The organism is Kribbella sp. NBC_00359, assembly GCF_036097425.1.
Classification (GTDB): Bacteria; Actinomycetota; Actinomycetes; order Propionibacteriales; family Kribbellaceae; genus Kribbella.
The window spans coordinates 2,486,734-2,506,478 of the sequence record NZ_CP107975.1 but is presented as its reverse complement, the minus strand read 5'-3'; the positions used below and the strand labels follow the sequence as shown (position 1 = coordinate 2,506,478).

Sequence of the window (19,745 nt, the reverse complement as noted above, 5' to 3'; positions counted from 1 at the left end):
CGGGTGTCTGTCAGGTCAACTATGGCTGGTAGGGCGGGGCTTCGCCCCAGCCCCAGTGGGGGACCGGGGCCTTCGGGGGCGGGGTCGCGCCGGGCTGGGAGTTGGCGAGGGCGATCCGTGTCCCCCACTCGACGTAGGCGACGAAGGCCGAGCGGAACTCCGGGTCGTCCGGCAACCCGGCCGGGTCCGCGCTCTGGGCGATCAGCGCTGCCCAACGGGACCGCTGCTCCTCGGTCAGCGCGAGACCGATGTGGTGCGACAGCATCGCCGGGTAGCCGCCGAGCTCGTCGGTGTAGCGGCTGGGACCGCGGAACACCTCACCCAGCCAGATCGCCACGTGCTCGCGATGCTGGTCGCTCATGTGCGCGAACACCGGCGCAAGCACCGGGTCCTCGAGCACCTTGTCGTAGAAGACCTCGGTCAACCGCCGCAGCGCCTCATGCCCGCCGGCCCATTCGTACAGCGTCGGAGTACTCACGTAATCATGTAATCACACGTAGAGGGCAGTCGAGATCGCCGCGAGCTCCAATTCCAGCCGGGTCGCGCCGTCCTCGACGAACCACAGCACGTTCTGCAGGATGCGGCCGGCCGTCCAGCCGAGCGCGCGGTCCCGATCGATCCCGGTGATCTCGAGCATCAGATCGAAGCGATCCCGGATCGCCCGCGGCAGGTCGCCGGTCGCGACCAGGTCGTCCCACCGGTTCCACAGCACCGGGAAGACCTCGAAGGCCGGGTCCCCCGCCAGCGGCTTGGGATCGATGACCAACCACGGCTTCCGCTTCGCGGCCATCACGTTGAGGTAGTGCAGGTCCCAGTGCAGCAGCCGGTCACCGGACTCCGGCAGGAGCTCGGTCACCTGAGCGGCGAACCGCCGTACCAGCCGCTGCTCGGCCGGATCGGCCAGCCGGGGGATCAGACCGGGCGCGTCCTCGACCATGGCGCCGGCGATGTCCGCGAGCTGCCGGATCCCGGGCGGAGCGGGCACGGCGCTGAGCCGGACCAGAAGCTCGGCCAGAAGTCGCGTCGCCTCGACGTGGTCGGGCAGGTCGTCCAACGTGCGCGGCTCGAGTCGCTCGAGCAGGAGAGTCGACGTCTCGGGGTCGTCCTCGAAGACTTCGACGACATCATCGTGGTTCCAGGTCCGGAGGGCGAGGGCCTCGCCATCGCTTTCGCCGTTCACCGGCTGGAGCTTGAGCATCGCCTCGGCGCCATTCCGCCGTACGACGGGCAGGATCAGCGAGGCCTCACCACTCAGCGGCTCACCCGTCACCGTCAACTGCCACCGGTCGAGGTACTTCGCAGCATCCCCAGGCAACCCCGCCAGCCACTCGGCCGACTGCTCGCCGTGGTTCTTGATCAGCTTCGTGGGAATCTCGATCACTCTCGGCACAGTAGGTCGTTCGGCCGCGATGTGCTTGGGTTTTCCCTGTGAGCGAAGTGGAGCGCAGGCATCGGCGGGTGCAGCGCGTGGTGGCGGTCATTTATCTGGGGATCCCGTTGGTGTTGCTCGGGTTCGTCGCATGGATCAGCTCGACCGGGCCGGCCGCGGCCTGGATCGGGTGCGTCGTACCGGCCGGCATGCTCGTGCTCGGCTGGATTCTGCGGCGGCGGCACCGCTATCAGCCGCGCTGGTGGATGGGCGTCGGCGGACTGTACGGCGGCATCGCCGGGCTGGTCGTGACGCTGTTCCCGCTGGTGACGGGCGTCTGGTGGCCGGCGATCCTCGCGCTGCCTGCGCTCATCGTTGGCGTGGTCGGCGGTCTGGCTCTGGCCCGGTACGCCGATCGCGTGCTGCTGGTGCCCGTCGTACCTGAGCTGGCGGATACGCCGTACGAGCTGGTCTTCCGGCTGCGCGGACTACCGTTGGCCGCGGTGCTGGTCGGGGCGGACTCGGTAACGATTCAGTCGCATCCGGTCCCGCGGTCGGAGCAGCAGTTCCGGACCTATCCGCTGGCCGAGGTGACAGGGACCTTCGAGTTCTCGCTGTCGGGGGCCGAGCGGCTCAAGTTCCCGATCGCGGTGAACCACGCGGTTGCCACTCCTGGACCGGCCGTCATCCTGCAGGCGTCGGGCGAGGACTGGGTCCTGCCGACCAATCAGCCGGACACGTTGATCGACGTACTCACGCGCCGAAAGCCCCACTGACGCCGCGACCGTCGGTCCAGCGCATCGCGAGGGCGAACCCGAGGTCGGTGTACTGCGCACCCGGGAAGACGCTGTCGTAGATCTCGCGGAACTGCGACCGCGACAGGTACCGGTCGCTCCGCAGGTGGTCGAGCCACGGCTTGCTGTGCCAGAACCGGAACTCGAACCACGCGTCCCGCAACCCCAGCCGCCCGATCTGCCGCGGGAATCCCAGCCAGGCGCCGAGCAGGTACATCCTCCCCGGCGGAGTCGGGTAGCGATCGCACACGTTGTCCACCACCGCGACCGTCCCACCCGGGCGAACCAGAGCCTTGAGGTGCTGGAGGCCGGCCCGGTAGTTGGGCAGGTGATGCATCATCGTGTGGCTGTAGACGAGATCGAAGCCGTCGTCGTCCACCGCGAAAACGTCGTCCACCCGGTACTCGACGTTCGGCTTGGACCGCTTGGTCCGGGCCAGCTCGATCATTGGCTCACTCAGGTCGACACCAAGCACCTCGTCGTACTGCGCAGCCAGCCGCTCGGCCGCATGCCCGGAACCACAGCCCACATCGAGCGCCCGCTCCCCACGCAACCCGAGCCCAGCCACCCACTCCACGTGCTGTCCAGGCTGCAAACTCACGAACCGGTCGTACGCCGCCGCAAACCGATCGAACGAAGCAGGATCCTCAACCATGCCCGGTACGACGCGGCACGCGGTCAATGGTTGGAAAGCACCGGCCCGCGAGACCTGTCCTTCGCAGGGCGGACGTGCCACGCTCCGGAGATGTGGACTAGACAGGTTTTGGTGGCGCTGCTGGCAGCGTCTGTGGTGGGGGTCCAACTCGTCGGCGCACCTGCTGTGCAGGCTGATCCGGATCCCAAGCTCCAAGTGACTGGTGTGACGCTGAGCCGAACTTCGGTCGCGGTGTCCGGTCTCAATACGGTGCCCGTGCAAGTCCGGGTCAAGGGTGGCTACGACTCCACCGATCCGAGCCTGGCCGACATGCCGCTGAATGTCTGGCTCCAACGGACATCCGGCAGCGGCACGCCGATCATCCTTTTGTCGACCGATCTGCCGCGAGTGTCCGGCACCACACAGAACGGCGAGTGGGCCGGGCCGGTGTACGTTCCGTCCACGGCCAACGGGAAATTCACCGTGATCGGCGTGACGACCGGGCCGCACGCCGTGTACGAGTCCGGACCCATGCCGCCCGATCCGACGCCGGTCGCCGGGCCGACCCTGACGGTGACCGGTTCCAACCTGCCGAGGATCACCGCCAAGGTAACTCCGGGGATCGTGCCCTTCGGCTCCGGGTTCACGATCACCTGGGCGGTCACGAACGCGGCGACCGGAAAGCCCTACGGCACGAGGATCCGGGTCCTGCTCGGCACCGACAACCAGTGCGACCAGAACGTTGGCGGGGACCTGCCGTACACCAGCACGAGCGGGATCGTCTCCAAGGCCTACCCGGCCTCGGCCGCGGACGCCCTCGTCTGCCTGCGGATCCCCGGCAACCAGGTGGAAATCGCCAGTCTGCGGCTCTTCGTCGCCCGGCCCGGGATCGTCTCGGCAGTGCCTTCGAAGACCAGTGCCCCGGTCGGCGCGATCGTCCCGGTCACCGGCAACGTTCTCGGCGCGCCGGCGCCTTGCCCGGTGCTACTGCAGCGCCTCTACGGCGCGAGCCAGTGGCGTGGTGTCAGCACCGGCGTGGTCCGGACGAGCGGGCGGTTCACAGTGTTCGCCCAGCCGGCCTACAAGGGGCTGATCCCGTACCGGGTCTACTTCGCGGCCTGCGGCCGCTTCCAGTTGGGCATCAGCAAGACCTTCTCCATCCGCGGTCTCTGATCGTCAGGAGGCGGTGGCTTCTCGCTCCTTGCGGGAGGTCTCCGCCTTCTCGGCCTGCCAGCCGTCCTCGTTCTTGCCGAGGCGCCAGTAGCCGGAGAGGGAGACGCGGTCGCGGGGAGGCCGCGGTCGGTGAAGAGGTTCTGGCGGATGCGGAAGACGAAGCCGGCTTCGCCGTGGACGAAGATATGCGGATCGCCGGAAGGGAAGTCGAGTGCCGCGACTGCGGCGACCAGACTGTCGCCACGGGCGGTGTCGCTGCCTGCGCGGTGGAAGAAGGTCACGTCGACCTCGCCCGAGCCGCCGAACTTCTGCTCCTCGGTCTCGTCCTCCACTTCGAGCAGAACGGTCGCCCGTGCGCCCGGACGCAACTGCTCGACGGCGGCGCCGATCGCCGGCAGGGCGCTCTCGTCACCCACCAGCAGGTGCCAGTCAGCGGCCTCGTCCGGCGCGTATGCACCACCCGGACCGTTGAACCACAGCACATCGCCGGGCTTCGCCGCCGCAGCCCACGGACCAGCCACACCTTCGTCGCCGTGGTACACGAAGTCGATGGTCAACTCCTTGCTGTCCTCGTCCCAGCTCCGCACCGTGTACGTCCGCATCGTCGGCCAGTGCTCGGCCGGGAACGTCTCGCGAACTACGCCCATGTCCAGCGGCTCCGGGTACTCGACGCCGGGCTTGCCGAACAGGAGCTTCACGTAGTGGTCGGTGGTGCCGTTGTCCACGAAGTCCTCGGAGGTCAGCACGACCCGGATCATGTGCGGGGTGATCCGCTCGGTCCGTTGGACGACGGCGCGCTTGCAGACGCGGTTACGGCGGGGTGCGGGGCTGGTCACGCGACCACAGTCCTCTCGGGCGGAAGTTAGGTTTACCTAACCGAGGTTAACCCACCCACTCAACGATCGGGCCGGGGCGGTAGGCCGGTTCGGCGGCGGTCGGTGGTTCAGCTGGCGGGGGTCGAGTGTTAACCGGCAGGTCATGTACAGCCTGTGTCGGGGACGGCTACGGTCCGCACGCTGGTGCAATGAGCCAGGTCTTCGGTACGCCGCGGCGCCCGGCGTACACCGTCACGCGGACGGACCGGCTCGGACGGCCGATCTCGCTCGGTGACCCGCTCCCGGAGAGCAAGGCGATCCTGTTCACCGGGCCACCCGGTATGGGCAAGACCCGGGAGCTGGATCAGGCCCGGGCGCTCGCGGCCCAGCACGGCTGGACGGCGATCCGGGTGGAGGCCTCGGCCCGGGATCCCTTGGAGAACCGCTTCACCCGCGCGATCTCCGCGGACCTCGAGAACCTGCGCGCGCGGTTCGGATGGCGGCGGGTGCGCAAGCTGCGGAAGACGGTCCGTGACCTGACCCAGCGCGCCCGCAACACCCAGCACGGCGCCGAGGTCCGGGTCGGCGCCGGCGCTGTGCAGTTCATCGGCAAGCGGCAGTGGGACGTCACGCCGCAGGACAACCTCGGCACCACTCTGAACGACTTCGCGGACCAGCTCGGAGAACTTGCCGCGAGCAAGGGTCAGCGGGTGCTGCTGCTGGTCGACAACATCGACGCCGCGTCGCCGCGGGACCTGGCCGGGCTGAACGAGCTCGCCGTACACCTGGAGCAGCAGGGCCGCCCGGTGTGGCTGGTGGCGGCCGGTGGTGCGATGGCCACGAGCCGGCTGATGGCCGCCTCGGACCGGATGTCCGGCATCGCGACCACGGTCACCAATCAGTTCGACATCCGCGAACTGGGGCCGATGGCCGATCATGATCTGCGGCCGGCCCTGACGGTGCCGCTGCAGCAGGCCGGCATCCGCTACCAGCCCGAGGCGATCGACAGCCTGCTGCGCGCCGCGAACGGCGACCCGAGCCGACTCCGCACCCTCGCCGACACCGCGGTCGCCTTCGCTGATCCCAGCGACGGGATCACCATCGCGACGGCCGCCGCCGCGACAGCTCGCGTCAACGACGAGTCCGCGGTGCTGTACCAGGGCCGGTGGAACCGCTGCACCGACGCGCAGAAGGACCTGCTCGCCAAGGTCGCGGCCCAAGGCGCGAACGGGCTGTCGATGCCGGCCGAGACCCAGGTGGCCGGCCCCGGCCGCTGGCAGGCGGTCGACGAGGCGCGCCATGATCTGGTCGCCCGCGGCCTGCTCCGCGAGCACGGCGGCGAACGCGTCACGATCGCCGAGTCCGGCCTCCAGGACTGGGTCAACGACTACCTCGACCAGACCCCGGCGGCACCGACCCCGGCCGGTCAGGAGCTCGCCCGCACCGCCCGGCAGGGCGCCGGGATCGCGCCGGTGCACCCGACCGGCGACCGGGCGGCGCTCGTCAGCCAGGTGTTCGGTACGGCGCGCAACCCGGTCCACCCGGTGATCCGGACCGACCAGCTGGGCCGGCCGATCTCGCTCGACCAGCGGCTCCCGCGAGGGACCTCGGTCCTGTTCACCGGTCCGCCCGGCATGGGCACGAGCCACGAGCTGGACCGGACCCAGGCACTGGCCGACCGGAACGGGTGGACGGCGATCCGGCTGGACGCCTCACCGCGCGAACCCCTGGAGAACCGGGTGATCCGCGCGGTCAACCAGGACATGGACAAGTTCCGCCAGCGCTTCGGAATCGGCGCGGCCCGCGATCTCAAGAAGGCGCTCGGGGAGTTGGCGGTGCGGACCCGGAATGCCCAGAACGGCGTGGAGGTGCGGATCGGTGCGCCCGGTGTGTTCCAGGTCGTCGGCAAGCGGCAGTGGGACGACGCACCCCGGGACACCGTCGGCAGCACGCTGAACGAGCTCGCCGATCACCTCGGCCAACTGGCCGCGGAGAAGGGCGAGCCGATCCTGCTGATGGTCGACAACCTCGACGTCGCATCGGACCGGGATCTGGTCGCGTTGACCGAACTCTCCGCGCACCTTGAGCGGCAGGGCCGGCCGGTGTTCCTGGTCGGGGCTGGTGGCGAGCTGGCCACCACCCGGCTCCTGGGCGCGTCCGGCGGGCAGGCCGGTGTCGAGACCAAGGTCGCCCACCGGTTCGACATCCGGGAGGTGCCGCCGCTGACCGACACCCAACTGCGGCAGGCGCTCACCGAACCACTCCGGCAGGCCGGCATCCCGCACGAACCGCAGGCTGTGGACAACCTGGTCAAGGCGGCCAACGGCAATCCCAGCCGCCTTCGCACCCTGGCAAGCTCTGCGCTCGAGCTGGCCGCCCTGCAGACCGGGATCACCTCCGGGGTGGCGAAGGCCGCGATGGCCCAGCTGAACGACCGCTCACGGACGCTCTACGAAGCCGCCTGGCACAACTGCTCCGACGCGGAGAAGGAGTTGCTGGCGAACGCCGCCGTACGCGGTCCGCACGGGTTGTCGATGCCGGCCGAGTCCGCACCGCCCGGCCGCGGCCGCTGGGACCTCGACAGCGCCGGTCAGGGCCTCATCTCCCGCGGCCTCCTCCGCAAGTCCGCCGACCGCATCACCGTCGCCGACCCCGGCCTCCAAGACTGGGTCCAAACCCGTCTCGGCCACTCCGCCGCCCACGCCGGCATAGCCCTCCCCACCGCCTCCCAACCCCAACTCTCCACCGCCGACCACCGAGACGGCCGTCATGCCCTCAGCCCGACCCGAGAGCACGGCGGCCGAACGGTGAACCGTTAGCCGCGTCTACTGCACGAACTCAGGATCGTTGATGTCCGCAACGTAGAACCCGAGATTCTGACCGGCTTTGAGCAGCTGACGGTCTCCCGTCGCGAAGAGCAAGTCCCGGTCGTTGACCTTCTCGGCCGAGGCGCAATGCAGCGCATCGTAGCCACGGAGCGCCTCCGATGACGTGAGCGTCGCCGCTCGGCGAATAACCGGCTCAGTCGGCTCGATGACAAACAGCTCGCGCCAAAGCCGGTCGACTACGCGCAGGGCTCGCGCCTCTTGATCAGCCGTGATCCGGTTGCACCGCACCGCCTGAGCCAGCGCTCCTGCTGCCTCGACATACAACAGCTGAGTGGACATCACATCGTCTGCTTCCTCCCATAGCCGACGGCAGGCAGGTGACGACGCTTCATCGATCAGCAGCGGCACGAAGGCCGAGGTGTCGAAGTAACAGATCATCGCCGTTGGTCCCCGATCAGGTCGCTGACGATTCCCTCGGCTTTGATCGGTGGCGGTGCCGGCCGCTTCGGTTGGAGTGGCGGCCGAACGTGCCCCTCGGCTACCAGTTGCTGCAATCTTGTTGGTCCGTCCACCGGCACGATCCGGGCGATCGGCTTGCCGTGGTCGGTGACGGTGATGGTGTGTCCTTCCCGCACCGACGCGAGATGGCGGCTGAGCCCGTCCCGGAGCTCCCGGATCCCGATGTCCATCAGTAGTCCTCCTGTGGCCACTTTTCCTCCTTCGATACTAGCCACAATCTGTGCCTCCCTCACTGTGGAGGCACAGAACGGGCGGTGCGAAGGGCAGATCGTGGGGCAGGGCGGGGCAGATGGGTTATGGCCAGATGGAGGTGATCCATTCGGGGTGGTCGATGAAGGGGTTTCGGTTGTGTTGGTAGGTGGTGTAGATGACCTCGTTGCGGCGCTTCTCGAAGGCGTCCGGCGGGTCGGCGGCGGCCCAGGCCTTCAGGACCGAGAGCTTGCCGATGTACGGCGCGCTGCCGTTGTTGACCGAGTTGTTGACCTCGAGGTTCGCGAAGCCGTCGTCGCCTTCGTAGCGGACGGCCATGTAGAAGATCATCCGGGCGATGTCGCCGCGGACCGCGGCACGCGGGGCGAAGGAGTCGGAGTCCGCGGTGCAGCCCGAGCACTGGGCGACCGCCGTACCGCCGTTGTCGAAGTCGAGGTTGCCGCGGGCCGCGTTCACCGACACGTCCTCGGGACGCAGGTGGTGGACGTCGGTGCCCGGGCCGGTCGCCGTACCGAAGTCGCCGTGGGACTTGGCCCAGACGTGCTCGCGGTTCCAGTCGTCGGCGGCGCTGCCGTTCGCGCTCTTGCCGATCGAGCGGCCGGAGTAGATCTCGATCACGTTGTTGCTGTTGGCCGGGTCCTGGTCGGTGTCCTTGAGCGCGGTCCAGACCTGGTCGTAGGTCAGCTTGGTCTGGCTCGAGATGATCGTGTGCAGCGCGGCCTTCAGCGCGGCACCGGTCTTGCCCTCGGCGCCGGCGTAGTAGTCATCCGGATCGCCGGGGTCCGACGAGCCGCCGCCGCTGAACGCCGTCGCGTCCTTCAACCCGGCATGGGTGAAGTACGCGGTCAGTGTCCCGGTGACGGTGATCTGCTGACCGACCAGTCCGGGGTTGCTCTGCAGTCCGTACGACGCGCGGAAGGCCGTCGGGATCTGGACATACAGCATCGACGACGTACTGGTCTGGGTTGCCGAGTCGGCCAGCGCCAGCGCGAAGTCGTTCGGGAAGTTGCTGCGCACAACGGTGTTGGTGGCGGTCGGCTGACCGACCACGTAGCCCGTGACCGACGCACTCGACCCGTCCTGCCGGCCGATCGCCGTACTGACGGTGATGGGCGTGGCGGCGTTCGACGGGGTGATGCCGAAGCCGAGCAGAGCGAGTACGGCGGTGACGATCAGGGCTGGGCGGAACAAGCGGGATCTCAGCACGGCAACTCCCAGGGGCGGGTGGGGTCCGGACGCCTGACAGTCTGCCCAGGTCGTCCGGCTACCGAACATCCCGAGCGCGAACACGAGATGAAGAGACTGAACCAGCACGGCGTGGGAACAGCCGGTGAAGAGGTTGAGCCGGTGGGGCGGTGAGCGAGTGAGTGCCGCTCGCCCGCCCCACCTGGGTGTCTGGGCCCCCATCAGGCCGCGACGAACTGCCGCGGGCTGCTCTGCCCAGCCACCAGCGAGGCGCTACTGGCGGGCAGCACCTCACCGACAAGGGGAGGACTCACCATCCTCCGGCGGTGGCGTGGTGCGGACGCCGTTTACGGACCGTACTCAGTCCAGCACGCATTGTCCACAGCTCAGCAGGGCTGTCTCACACTACTGACCGGTCACTGAGCAGGAAGCGGACCATCACCGAGGTCGGACGGTCGCGGGCTAGCATCGGGCGGTGACCTTGCGGCTCTACAACTCACTCGGGCGCCGAATCGAAGACTTCGAGCCGGCCACGGACAACGTTGTGAAGCTTTACAGCTGTGGTCCGACGGTCTACAGCTTCGCGCACATCGGCAATCTGCGCGCGTACACGTTTGCCGACACCCTGCGCCGGGCCCTGCTGTGGAAGGGCTGGCAGGTCGAGCACGTCATCAACATCACCGATGTCGGCCACGCCGTGGCCGAAGCAGAGCTCGGTGACGACAAGATCGAACTCGCGGCGGCTCGCGAGCGCAGGTCGGTCGAAGAGATCGCCGACATGTACACCCAGGCGTTCTTCGCCGATCTCGACGCGCTCGACATCCTGCCCGCTCACCACTATCCCCGGGCGACGCAGTACGTCGACGCGATGATCGCGTTCGCGGAGCGTCTCGTGGACCGCGGTTTCGCGTACGAGATTCCGTCGGGCCTCTATTTCGACACCTCGAAGGATCCCGGGTACGGCCGGCTCGGTCTGGTCGACGTCGGCGGCCAACTCGAGGGGGCTCGGGTCGAGCAGGTTCTCGGCCGGCGCGCCAAGACCGACTTCGCACTCTGGCGCGCGGAGGCGCCGGGTCAGATCCGCGCCATGCGGTGGGATTCACCCTGGGGTTGGGGCGCGCCGGGATGGCATCTCGAATGCTCGGTGATGAGCATGAAGCTGCTCGGCGAGCACTTCGACATCCACACCGGCGGAGTCGACCACCGGCAGTTGCATCACGTGAACGAGATTGCCCAGAGCGAGGCCTATCTGGGCGACGGCCGGCCGTGGGTGCGGTTCTGGCTGCACAACGAATTCCTGCAGCTCGGCGCGGCGAAGATGGCGAAATCGGCCGGCCCTGTGCTGACCCTTCAGGAGTTGCAGAAGCAAGGCTTCCACCCGCTCGCGTACCGGATGTTCCTGCTCGGAGGCCACTACCGCGCCCAGTTGGAGTTCACCACGGATGGACTGGCCGGCGCGCAGGCAACACTTCGCCGGCTGATCCGCCGTACGGCGGCGCTCGCGCGACTCCCGTCCGTCGGCACCCTCGAGGAAGCTCGCGCGCTGGCGAGCGACGACTCGGCCGCGGTCGCGGTGATCGACCAGCTCGATCAAGCGATCAGCGCGGACCTCAACACGCCTCGGGTGCTTGCCGTACTGCAGGAATCGTTGCGCGATGCGGTCCTGTCCGAGCACGGTCAGCGGGTGGTCACGGCCGCCAGTGGCGCCGTACTCGGACTGCCGTTCGATCGCCTCGAACCGGGCGACGTCGAGCCGGCGGCCGAGCAGTTCTCTCAGTCCGATCAAGCAGTTGTCGACGAGTTGATCGCTGAACGCGAGGCAGCCCGCACGGCCCGGAACTGGGCTCGTGCGGACGCCTTACGCGCTGAGCTGAGCGAGCTCGGTGTTCAGCTCACGGACACACCGACCGGCCCGGTCTGGAGCAGAATCACCCCTTGACCAATCTCTTGATGTGCTGCTCCAGGACCGCAGCCGCGACCGCTGCGTCGGCTGCGCCGATGCCGGTCAGATCGGCGACCGACCGGCGCGTCCGGTCCACGCCGTCGCGGAGTACGGCGCCAACCGCGAGGTCGACGTCTTCAGTCACGACTCCGGCCCGGATCGCGTTCCCGAAGTCACCGTGGTCGAGGCACTGCGCGTGGTCGTCGGTGGCAACCAAAGCACCCGCGAACACCTCGACCGGCAACTCGCCCTTGCCCGGCATGTCGGTGCCGACCCCGGTCACGTGGATCGCCGACCGGAACAGCTCCGCCGGCAACGGCTCACGGGCTGCGGTCGTCGCAATCACGCACGCTGCACCACTGAGCGCATCAGGCTGAGCGTCCAAACCATCCGCAACGAATGCCGCACACAAGCTCTCGACAGCCTCGGGTCGGCGACCCCACACATGCACCTTGCGCAGTGGTCGCAGCTCTCGCAACCACTGCACTTGCAGCCGCGCTTGCTCGCCGGTCCCGAGTACGGCGACCTCGTCCACGTCGGCCGGGGTCATCGCGTCGGTAATCAGCGCACCGACCGCCGCCGTACGCCAAGCCGTCAGCATGCCCTCGTCTGCCAGCACCGCGGCCGGCGCACCCGTGGTCGCGTCGACGACGAGCATCAACCCGTTGTTCACCGAGGCGAACGTGCTCGCGACCTTCACCACGAAGTACGGCGACCCGTCCACATACCCGGCCTTCACGTGACAGTCGCCGGCGTGGTCCGGGAACTCCAGCACCATCGGCGCCGGCACCGACGTACGCCCCTCGGCGTGAGCGACCAACGCGTCGCGGACCGCGGCGAAGACCACCTCAGGCGTCGCGATCCGAGCGATCGCGTCGAGACCGATCACCGGCAGCGTCATCCGCGCTTCTCCAACCAGGTCGCCCAGACGTCGAGAGCCTCCGCGGGATCACGGCGCCCGAGGCCGACCCGGAAGCGGTCGGTCGGGGTCTCGGTCAGTGCGGAGCCGTAGATGCTCGACGGCAGCAGCAGTACGCCGGCCTGTTCGACGAGCTCGGCGCACATCGCCTCGACGCCGTCGGCACCGAGGTAGCGCGGAAAGCAGACGCAGCCTCTGTCAGGCGGGGTGAACTCGAAGAGCTCGGGATACCTCGCGAAGAAGCGGACGAAGACGGGAAGGTTCTCCGCGACGATCCGGCGGTTGCGGTCCAGCAGGTGCTCGCGTGCGCGGAGGGCGATCAACGCCAGCACCTCGCTCGGCGCGGAGTTGCAGATCGTCGTGTAGTGCTTGGCCCGCTCCAGCTTGTCGAGGACGGCGCGGTCCCGGCAGGCGATCCACCCGATCCGCAGGCCGGGCAGTCCGTACGCCTTCGACATCACGTTGAGGGAGAGCGCCGTACCCGAGAGGTCGGTTGCTTGAGGCAACGACGGGAGCTCGAGCTCGAGGCCGCGGTACACCTCGTCGCTGAAGAGCGTGATCCCGCGTTCGTCGCAGAGCTGCACCAATCGGTGCCAGCTGTCGAGGGACGGGACGGCGCCGGTCGGGTTGTTCGGGAAGTTGACCGACACCATCCGGGTGTTCGGCCGGAGGGCGCGCTCGATCGCGTCGACGTCGAGCGCCCAGTCGTCCTCGGGCCGCAACGCGACGCCGGTCGCCTCGCACACGGACAGCGGGATCGTCTCGGCCGCCTGGTAGTTCGGCGTGAGTACGACGACGTGGTCCGACGGCTCAAGCAGGGTCCGCATCGCGAGGTAGATCGCTTCCTCGGCACCCGCGAAACACAGGATGTCCTCGGGCCCGGCGTCCGAGTAGGTCGCCGCGATCTCGGCGCGCAACGCGGGGAGACCCCGGGTCTCGGTGTAGCCGAGAGCCAGCGTCTCCCACCGCTCCCGGCCGTCGTCGTCGGCCAGTGCGAGTAGCTCCGACATCGGCAGCGTCTGCGCGTCCGAGGCGGTCAGGTGATAGCGGGCGCTGAACTCCCAGCGCGCGAAGTAGGTCTCCAACCGGAAGTCAGGCAGGGTCGGCATTCGGCTCCTTCCGGGTCTGGGCGAGCAGTTGATAGAGCGCGGACCGGGAGATCCGCAGGGCGCGGGCCACGGCCGGCACGGACCGGCGCTGGCTGAGTACGCCGGCCGCGTCGAGCCGGCCGAGCAACTCCAAGCGGTCGGTCCGGCTCAACCGCTCGACGGTCACGCCGCGCTCCCGGACGTAACCGGCCACGATCTCGTTGAGGGTCTCCGACCAGTCGTGCTCGAACAGCACCCGCGGCTGCCCCACGACCGGCGCGGCGAACGCGGCCAGCAACCGGCTCGCCTCCTCGAAGGCGGTCCGGTCGACGTTCACACACAGCACGTACGCCGGTTTGCCGTCGTCGGCCCGGATCACGGCGCTGACGCTGGACAGCCGGCGCCCGTCGGGCAGCGTCTTCGGGTAGGGGCCGTAGACGTCCGCGCCGCTCGCGCTCAGCTCGTCCAGCTCGCCGAGCAGCGAGGGATCGCCCGGCTCCCGCCCGGACAGCGGGTTCCAGATCGCGGCGACTTCATCGGCGGCCGGGTCGTGCAGCACGACCTCGGCATGCGGCGACAGGAGTCGAGCGAGCGCCTCGCCGATCGGGGTCAGTTGCTCCGGTGTCACGCTGGGACAATAGGTCCAGTTTGGACAGTTTGTCCAGAGTCGCTGCGTTGGGCGCGCTTGAGGCCGTAGAGCAGCAGGCCGATGGAGATCGCCCCGACGATCACGTACGTGATCCAGCCGCCGATCCCGTCCCAGGTGGTGTGCAGGGCGACGGCCACGGCGTACATAGCGAGGAAGAAGGCGAGGTGCCGACCGGACGGCGCGGTCACGAACCGCCACAGACCCCAGCAGGTCAGCCCGGTCCAGGCGGCGTGTCCGGCCGGTGACAGCAGGCCGCGGATGAACAGCGTCTGCTCGGCGGCCCCGACACTCCCGTTCGACTGCAGCAGGGCGACGAACGCGTAGCCCATCGTCTCCAGTACGGCGAACCCGGTGCCGACCGCGACCCCGATGACGATGCCGCGGCCGATCGAGGTCCGGTACCGGGTCCCGAAGAACACCACCAGGATGACCGGCACGATCAGCTTGGCGGCCTCCTCGATCAGCCCGACCCCGACCATCGGCAGGGTGCCCAGCCGCTGCATCGCCTTGTACTCGAGCAGACCCGCGACGACCACACCGACCACGCCACCGAACAACAGGCAGCCACCGAGGGTCGGGCCGTCGATCAGCCAGCGCCCGGATCGGCCGTCCGCGAACGTGACGAACGTCAGCGGGACGACCATGGCGCCGAGCAGGATCATGGTCGGGAACAGGTTCGGGTTTCCGGTGTCGGTGAGGACGGCGAGCACTGCCAGGTAGAGCCCTGCGCCGATCAGGAACGTGCCGAGCCAAGCCCACCTGCGCACCACTCTTGGGGTCATACGCCCGATGGTGCCGGTTTCTGGCGTGGTTGCGCCATGTCGCAGGGACGGCACTCATGGACAGGGCGCAGCCCGGTGACCTGATTGCAGACTCTCTCGGAAGAAGAGGTGTGCCTGCCCCCATCCTCTCGAAGGAGAACTATGTCCCCCTACCGGATCACCGCCGCCACCCTTGCGGCGATGCTCACCCTCGGCGTGGTGACGGCCAACCCGGCCGCCGCCGCGACGCCGAGGGCCGGGAACACCACTGTCAAGACCACCACGGTCACGCTGATCACCGGCGATGTCGTCGATGTGACCGACGCCGGCGCCGGCAAGAAGGCGGCCGCCGTCCGTCCCGCCGCGGGTCGCGAGGGCGTCTCGTTCCACACGATCGAGGCCGACGGCGGACTCCGCGTCCTGCCGAGCGACGCCGTACCGTACATCTCCACCGGCGTCCTGGACGTCGACCTGTTCGACGTCGACGAGCTGATCGCCGACGGGTACGGCGACTCCGCCGCGCGGCAGCTCCCGCTGATCGTCAAGGACAACGCAGGCTTCCGCGGTTCGCAGGTCCTCGCCGGTACGACGACCACCCGGCAGCTCCCGTCGATCGGTGGCCGGGCCGTGGACGCGGCCAAGGATCAGCTGCCCGAGCTGTGGAAGTCACTGAAGCCGGCCGCAGGTGCGCGGTCGCTGAACAGCGGCATCACCAAGATCTGGCTGGACGGCAAGGTGCGCCCGGTGCTCGACAAGAGCGTGCCGCAGATCGGTGCACCCGACGCGTGGAAGGCCGGCTACGAGGGCTCCGGCGTCGAGGTCGCCGTACTGGACACCGGCGTCGACGCGACACACCCGGACCTGGCCGGCAAGGTCAAGGAGAGCCAGGACTTCTCCGGCAGCCCGAGCGGCACCGTGGACCACTTCGGCCACGGTACGCACGTCGCCGCGACCATCGCGGGTACGGGAGCCGGCGCGGGCGGGACCCGGAAGGGCGTCGCGCCGAAGGCCGACCTGCTCGTCGGCAAGGTGCTCGGCGACGACGGGTACGGCTACGACTCGTGGATCATCGCCGGGATGGAGTGGGCCGCGGCCGAGGGCGCGAAGGTCGTCAACATGAGCCTCGGCGGTGAGGCGACCGACGGCACCGACCCGCTGAGCCAGGCGGTCAACGACATCACCGCGCAGACCGGCACGCTGTTCGTCGTCGCGGCCGGTAACGAGGGCCAGGACGAGACGGTCGGTACGCCGGGCGCCGCAGCGTCCGCGTTGACGGTCGGCGCCGTGGACCGCAACGACGGTCTGGCCGACTTCTCCAGCCGTGGACCGCGGCTCGGGGACGCCGGCCTCAAGCCGGAGATCACCGCCCCGGGTGTGGGCATCATCGCCGCCCGGGCCGCCGGCACGATCATGGGTGACCCGGTGGACAACCTCTACACGGCCGCCTCGGGTACGTCGATGGCGACGCCACACGTGGCCGGAGCCGCGGCGTTGCTCGCCCAGCAGCACCCGGACTGGAAGGCCGACCAGCTCAAGAACGCGCTGGTCAGCACGGCGAAGACCCAACCGAACCAGACCGTCTACCAGCAGGGCGCGGGCCGGGTCGACCTGACCCGGGCGACCGCACAGAAGGTGTTCGCCACCGGCGTCGCGGACTTCGGCCTGCAGACCGCGGCCGACGCGTCGAGCCGCACGATCACCTACCGCAACCTGGGCACCGACCCGGTCACGTTGAGCCTCTCGGTCGCCGTGACCAACGTGGACGCGGGTAAGCCGGAAACCGACGCGTTCGGTGTCCCGGCGACTGTCACGGTCCCGGCCGGCGGCAGCACCGACGTACCTGTGAACCTGACCGCGACCAAGCTCGACCGCGGCCTGCACAGCGGCTGGATCGTTGCCACCGGCCCCGATGGGATCGTCACCCACACCGCGGTCGGCGCCCTCCGGTCCGGCCCGAAGCACAAGGTGACGCTGCGCGCCGTCGGCCTCGACGGGCAGCCCACCGGCGTCCCGGTCATCTCCCTGTACGGCGACAACTCGCGATCGGACGTACTCGCCTGGATCCCGGACGGGTCGACCTACACCGCCGAGGTCGAGGAAGGCACGTACCTGCTGCACTCGCTGGTGGAGAACAGCGACCCGCAGGACGAGCAGGTGAGCCTTTTCACCGACCCGAACATCGCGGTCACCCAGGACATCGAGGTCGTCATCGACGCCCGCAAGGCGGTGCCGATCACCATCGAGACGCCCAAGCCGTCCGAGCAGCAGGCGGTGCTCAGCTACTACGTGCACCGCGAGTACGGGAACGGCCGGTCCATCAGCCACGGCGTGATGCACTTCAGCACGGTCAAGCAGGTGAACGTGACCCCGACCAAGCCGGTCAAGGACGGCAGCTTCGAGTTCTCGTCCCGCTGGCAGCTGGTCGCGCCGATGGTCCAGGCGTCGGTGTCCGGGGTGACCGGGCCGCTCGACATCAACCTGCTGCACCAGTCGCCGTCGTACGAAGGGAAGAAGCGCTTCCGGCTCGTCTCGTCGCTGCAGGACGCGAAGGGCGCACTCGTCGTGCTGGACTCCGACGACGAGCAGGCGCAGATCGAGGCGGCTGCCAAGGCAGGTGCCGCGGCCGTGATCCTGATCCGGCCGGCGGACTGGTCGGCGTGGACGGTCTGGCGCCCGACCGGAGACCGGGAGCCGATCCCGGCCATGGTCACCACGTTCAAGGACGGTCAGAAGCTGGTCGATCGCGCCACCAAGGGCCGGGCCACCATCGACCTGACCCTGACCACGTCCAGCCCGTACCTGTACGACGTACAGCAGGTCTCGACCGGATTCATCCCGAGCAAGATCGACTACAAGGTGACGCCGGCCAACAGCGCACGGATCACCACCCGGTACGCCGACAACGGCGGCTTCGACTGGGCCAAGGAGCAGCGGTTCGGGTGGCGGCCGTGGCAGGAGTACTCGTGGAACGACGCGCAGCGGTTCGTGCAGACGCCGAAGGTCCGCGAGGAGTGGGTCACGTCCGGTGACTCCCTCTGGCAGCACCGGGTGCACCACCTCTACACCTGGGACGACATGAACCCGTTGGCCGGTGGGTTGACCACACTGCCGCTGAGCTACCAGACGGGCACATCGGACGAGACGTGGTTCGGTCCCGTCGTACGCCCGGCTGCCGCGCCGGGTGTGGTGTCGACTCGGACCGGTGATCGGCTGTCGCTGCGGATCCCCTCGTTCGTGGATGCGGCCGGCCACTACACGGTCGGCGAGACCACGTCGTCCTCGGCGATCCTGTCCCGCAACGGCACGGTTGTCGCCGAGTTGCCGGACGCGTGGGAGGACGTGATCACGTCGAGCGATGACGCGTCGTACAAGCTGGACCTCTCGACCGAGCGGATCGATCCGGACGGCGAGTGGAACTGGGGGACTCGCACGCAGACGTCGTGGGAGTTCCGATCGGCGAAGCAGGCGGACGACAAGGCGACCCCGCTGTCCTTGCTGCAGGTCGGTTACACGGTCCCGGCCGATCTCACCGGTCGGGTCGGCGCCCGGACCCACGTCGTGGGCTTCGACGCGCCGCGCTCGACCGGCCTGCAGGCCTGGGCGTCCTTCGACGAGGGCAAGACCTGGCGGAAGCTCCCCGTGGTAGGTGCCCTCGGCCACTATCTCGCCGTGGTCGCGAACGCACACGACTCCGTGTCCCTGAAGGTCCAGGCGACCGGCTCCAACGGCACGAAGATCACGCAGACGGTGATCCGCGCGTACGGCGTCAAGTAGTCCCGATCAAGGCCCGCACCCTCCGGCCGGGGGTGCGGGCTCGTTCAGATCCAACCGCGCTTGGCCGCTTGGTACGCCAGTCCGGTGCGGGTGTCGACGCCGGCCAGGGCCATCATCCGGTCGAGCCGGCGCTGGACGGTACGGCGGCTGATGCCCAGCTGGGATGCGATCGACTTGTCCGGTACGCCGGCTACCAGCAAGGAGAGGAGGAATCGCTCGGAGTCGTCCAGGCCCTCCGCCACCAGAGTGTCGTCCGGCCGCAATCGCACCGGCGTCGCCTGCTCCCAGTGGCTCTCGAAGAGCGCAAGCAGTGCGTCCAGCAACTGACCGCGGCTGATCACCGCGGCGGTCGGTTCGCCGATCCTCATCTCGTCGTCGCGGACGAGCGGACAGATCGCGGTCGACCGGTCCACGATCGCCAGCCGGACCGGGAGAGTCGGCAGGGTGCGGGCTTCCTCGCCCCAGCCGACGCCCTCGGCGATCGAGTCGAGTTCACCTGGCGTCTCGAGCAGCGCCCGCTCGTAGATCGCGCGATACCGGACGCCGCGGGACAGCGCGCCGTACTCCTCGGTGTTCTCGGCGCCCTGCATCGCCAGTGGGTTGGCGCGGCAGAACCAGAGGATCTCCTCGCGGGCGGACTCCTGCAGGTCGCGCAGGCGCTCGCGGAGCGTGGCCGCCCCGACGATCACCTCGACCAGGTGGTGCGCGTCCCGGCGGCTCGCGCTCGCGCGGAACTCCTCGCTCAGCGCCGCCACCGTCTTCCGGGCCGCCTCGAGTGACTCCTGCCGGCGGAGCAGCGTCGTACCCAGGGCCACGTCCGGCGGCAGCGCCCGGAACACCGGTTCGTCGGCCGGCTGGACCGCGACCAGCCCTTTGGCCTGCAGGCGTTGCAGCACCTCGGCCGCCTCGTGCTGCGGCAGCTCGGCGACCTCGGCCAGCTCCGCGGCCTTGGCGGCGGACAGCCCGACGAGCAGCCGGTAGGCCTGTTCCTCACGGGCATCAAGCAACGAGCCGTCGTGCATCGACCCCACCTCCGGGCACCACCTAAGCAGGGTTTCCAGCGGTGGCACGAGGGTTTTCTCAAT

The 19,745-nt window shown here is 69.0% G+C and carries 17 protein-coding genes; 5 read left to right on the top strand and 12 right to left on the bottom strand.

What is annotated here, in order from left to right; all coding sequences use genetic code 11:
* Positions 1–19: 19 nt before the first annotated feature.
* Together OG876_RS12290 and OG876_RS12285 are read right to left on the bottom strand one after the other, a co-directional pair.
* A complete protein-coding gene (locus OG876_RS12290; protein ID WP_328524946.1) occupies positions 20–478 on the bottom strand; it encodes a group II truncated hemoglobin in 459 nt (152 codons plus the stop codon).
* A gap of 12 nt (positions 479–490) precedes the next feature.
* Positions 491–1,390: an aminoglycoside phosphotransferase family protein gene (locus OG876_RS12285; protein WP_442914123.1), complete on the bottom strand. Its 900-nt coding sequence runs from the start codon at positions 1,388–1,390 to the stop codon at positions 491–493.
* Between the two features lie 38 nt (positions 1,391–1,428).
* Here OG876_RS12285 and OG876_RS12280 point away from each other — a divergent pair, with 38 nt between their 5' ends.
* The gene (locus tag OG876_RS12280) at positions 1,429–2,145 is read left to right on the top strand and encodes a hypothetical protein (RefSeq protein WP_328524944.1); all 717 of its coding nucleotides are present in this window, start codon (positions 1,429–1,431) and stop codon (positions 2,143–2,145) included.
* Here the strand turns inward: OG876_RS12280 and OG876_RS12275 are convergent.
* Positions 2,123–2,764 carry a class I SAM-dependent methyltransferase gene (locus OG876_RS12275; RefSeq protein ID WP_328524943.1) on the bottom strand — a complete coding sequence of 214 codons (642 nt, stop codon included), beginning with the start codon at positions 2,762–2,764 and terminating at the stop codon, positions 2,123–2,125. The genes OG876_RS12280 and OG876_RS12275 overlap by 23 nt on opposite strands.
* Before the next feature lie 144 nt (positions 2,765–2,908).
* Here OG876_RS12275 and OG876_RS12270 point away from each other — a divergent pair, with 144 nt between their 5' ends.
* Positions 2,909–3,970, top strand: a complete 1,062-nt coding sequence (locus OG876_RS12270; protein WP_328524942.1) for a hypothetical protein — start codon at positions 2,909–2,911, stop codon at positions 3,968–3,970.
* Here OG876_RS12270 and OG876_RS12265 read toward each other — a convergent pair.
* Positions 3,904–4,806 carry a siderophore-interacting protein gene (locus OG876_RS12265; protein WP_328524941.1) on the bottom strand — a complete coding sequence of 301 codons (903 nt, stop codon included), beginning with the start codon at positions 4,804–4,806 and terminating at the stop codon, positions 3,904–3,906. The two genes, OG876_RS12270 and OG876_RS12265, sit on opposite strands and share 67 nt — an antisense overlap.
* Positions 4,807–4,994: 188 nt before the next feature.
* Here OG876_RS12265 and OG876_RS12260 point away from each other — a divergent pair, with 188 nt between their 5' ends.
* Positions 4,995–7,604, top strand: coding sequence for an AAA family ATPase (locus OG876_RS12260; protein ID WP_328524940.1), 2,610 nt, complete (start codon positions 4,995–4,997; stop codon positions 7,602–7,604).
* A gap of 6 nt (positions 7,605–7,610) precedes the next feature.
* Here OG876_RS12260 and OG876_RS12255 read toward each other — a convergent pair whose 3' ends face one another.
* The 3 genes from OG876_RS12255 to OG876_RS12245 all read right to left on the bottom strand — a co-directional run bounded on the left by OG876_RS12255 (position 7,611) and on the right by OG876_RS12245 (position 9,548).
* Positions 7,611–8,051 carry a type II toxin-antitoxin system VapC family toxin gene (locus OG876_RS12255; RefSeq protein ID WP_328524939.1) on the bottom strand — a complete coding sequence of 147 codons (441 nt, stop codon included), beginning with the start codon at positions 8,049–8,051 and terminating at the stop codon, positions 7,611–7,613.
* Positions 8,048–8,302: a type II toxin-antitoxin system Phd/YefM family antitoxin gene (locus OG876_RS12250; RefSeq protein WP_328524938.1), complete on the bottom strand. Its 255-nt coding sequence runs from the start codon at positions 8,300–8,302 to the stop codon at positions 8,048–8,050. The genes OG876_RS12255 and OG876_RS12250 overlap by 4 nt, the downstream gene beginning before the upstream one ends.
* Positions 8,303–8,426: 124 nt before the next feature.
* The gene (locus tag OG876_RS12245) at positions 8,427–9,548 is read right to left on the bottom strand and encodes an endonuclease (protein ID WP_328524937.1); all 1,122 of its coding nucleotides are present in this window, start codon (positions 9,546–9,548) and stop codon (positions 8,427–8,429) included.
* A gap of 454 nt (positions 9,549–10,002) precedes the next feature.
* Between OG876_RS12245 and cysS the strand changes: the two genes are divergently transcribed.
* Complete coding sequence (gene cysS, locus OG876_RS12240) at positions 10,003–11,466, top strand: cysteine--tRNA ligase (RefSeq protein ID WP_328524936.1); 1,464 nt, start codon at positions 10,003–10,005, stop codon at positions 11,464–11,466.
* Here cysS and OG876_RS12235 read toward each other — a convergent pair.
* The 4 genes from OG876_RS12235 to OG876_RS12220 are packed head-to-tail and all read right to left on the bottom strand — an operon-like array spanning position 11,456 to position 14,907.
* Complete coding sequence (locus OG876_RS12235; RefSeq protein WP_328524935.1) at positions 11,456–12,370, bottom strand: ornithine cyclodeaminase family protein; 915 nt, start codon at positions 12,368–12,370, stop codon at positions 11,456–11,458. The two genes, cysS and OG876_RS12235, sit on opposite strands and share 11 nt — an antisense overlap.
* Complete coding sequence (locus tag OG876_RS12230; protein WP_328524934.1) at positions 12,367–13,497, bottom strand: pyridoxal phosphate-dependent aminotransferase; 1,131 nt, start codon at positions 13,495–13,497, stop codon at positions 12,367–12,369. Before OG876_RS12230 ends, OG876_RS12235 begins: the two co-directional genes overlap by 4 nt.
* Positions 13,481–14,104: a helix-turn-helix transcriptional regulator gene (locus tag OG876_RS12225; protein WP_328524933.1), complete on the bottom strand. Its 624-nt coding sequence runs from the start codon at positions 14,102–14,104 to the stop codon at positions 13,481–13,483. Before OG876_RS12225 ends, OG876_RS12230 begins: the two co-directional genes overlap by 17 nt.
* Positions 14,101–14,907, bottom strand: coding sequence for a PrsW family intramembrane metalloprotease (locus OG876_RS12220; RefSeq protein ID WP_328524932.1), 807 nt, complete (start codon positions 14,905–14,907; stop codon positions 14,101–14,103). The genes OG876_RS12225 and OG876_RS12220 overlap by 4 nt, the downstream gene beginning before the upstream one ends.
* Positions 14,908–15,048: 141 nt before the next feature.
* Between OG876_RS12220 and OG876_RS12215 the strand changes: the two genes are divergently transcribed.
* The gene (locus OG876_RS12215) at positions 15,049–18,660 is read left to right on the top strand and encodes a S8 family serine peptidase (RefSeq protein WP_328524931.1); all 3,612 of its coding nucleotides are present in this window, start codon (positions 15,049–15,051) and stop codon (positions 18,658–18,660) included.
* 44 nt (positions 18,661–18,704) lie between these two features.
* On the opposite strand, the gene OG876_RS12210 is transcribed toward OG876_RS12215, so the two are convergent.
* A complete protein-coding gene (locus OG876_RS12210) occupies positions 18,705–19,682 on the bottom strand; it encodes a helix-turn-helix domain-containing protein (RefSeq protein WP_328524930.1) in 978 nt (325 codons plus the stop codon).
* Positions 19,683–19,745 lie beyond the last annotated feature (63 nt).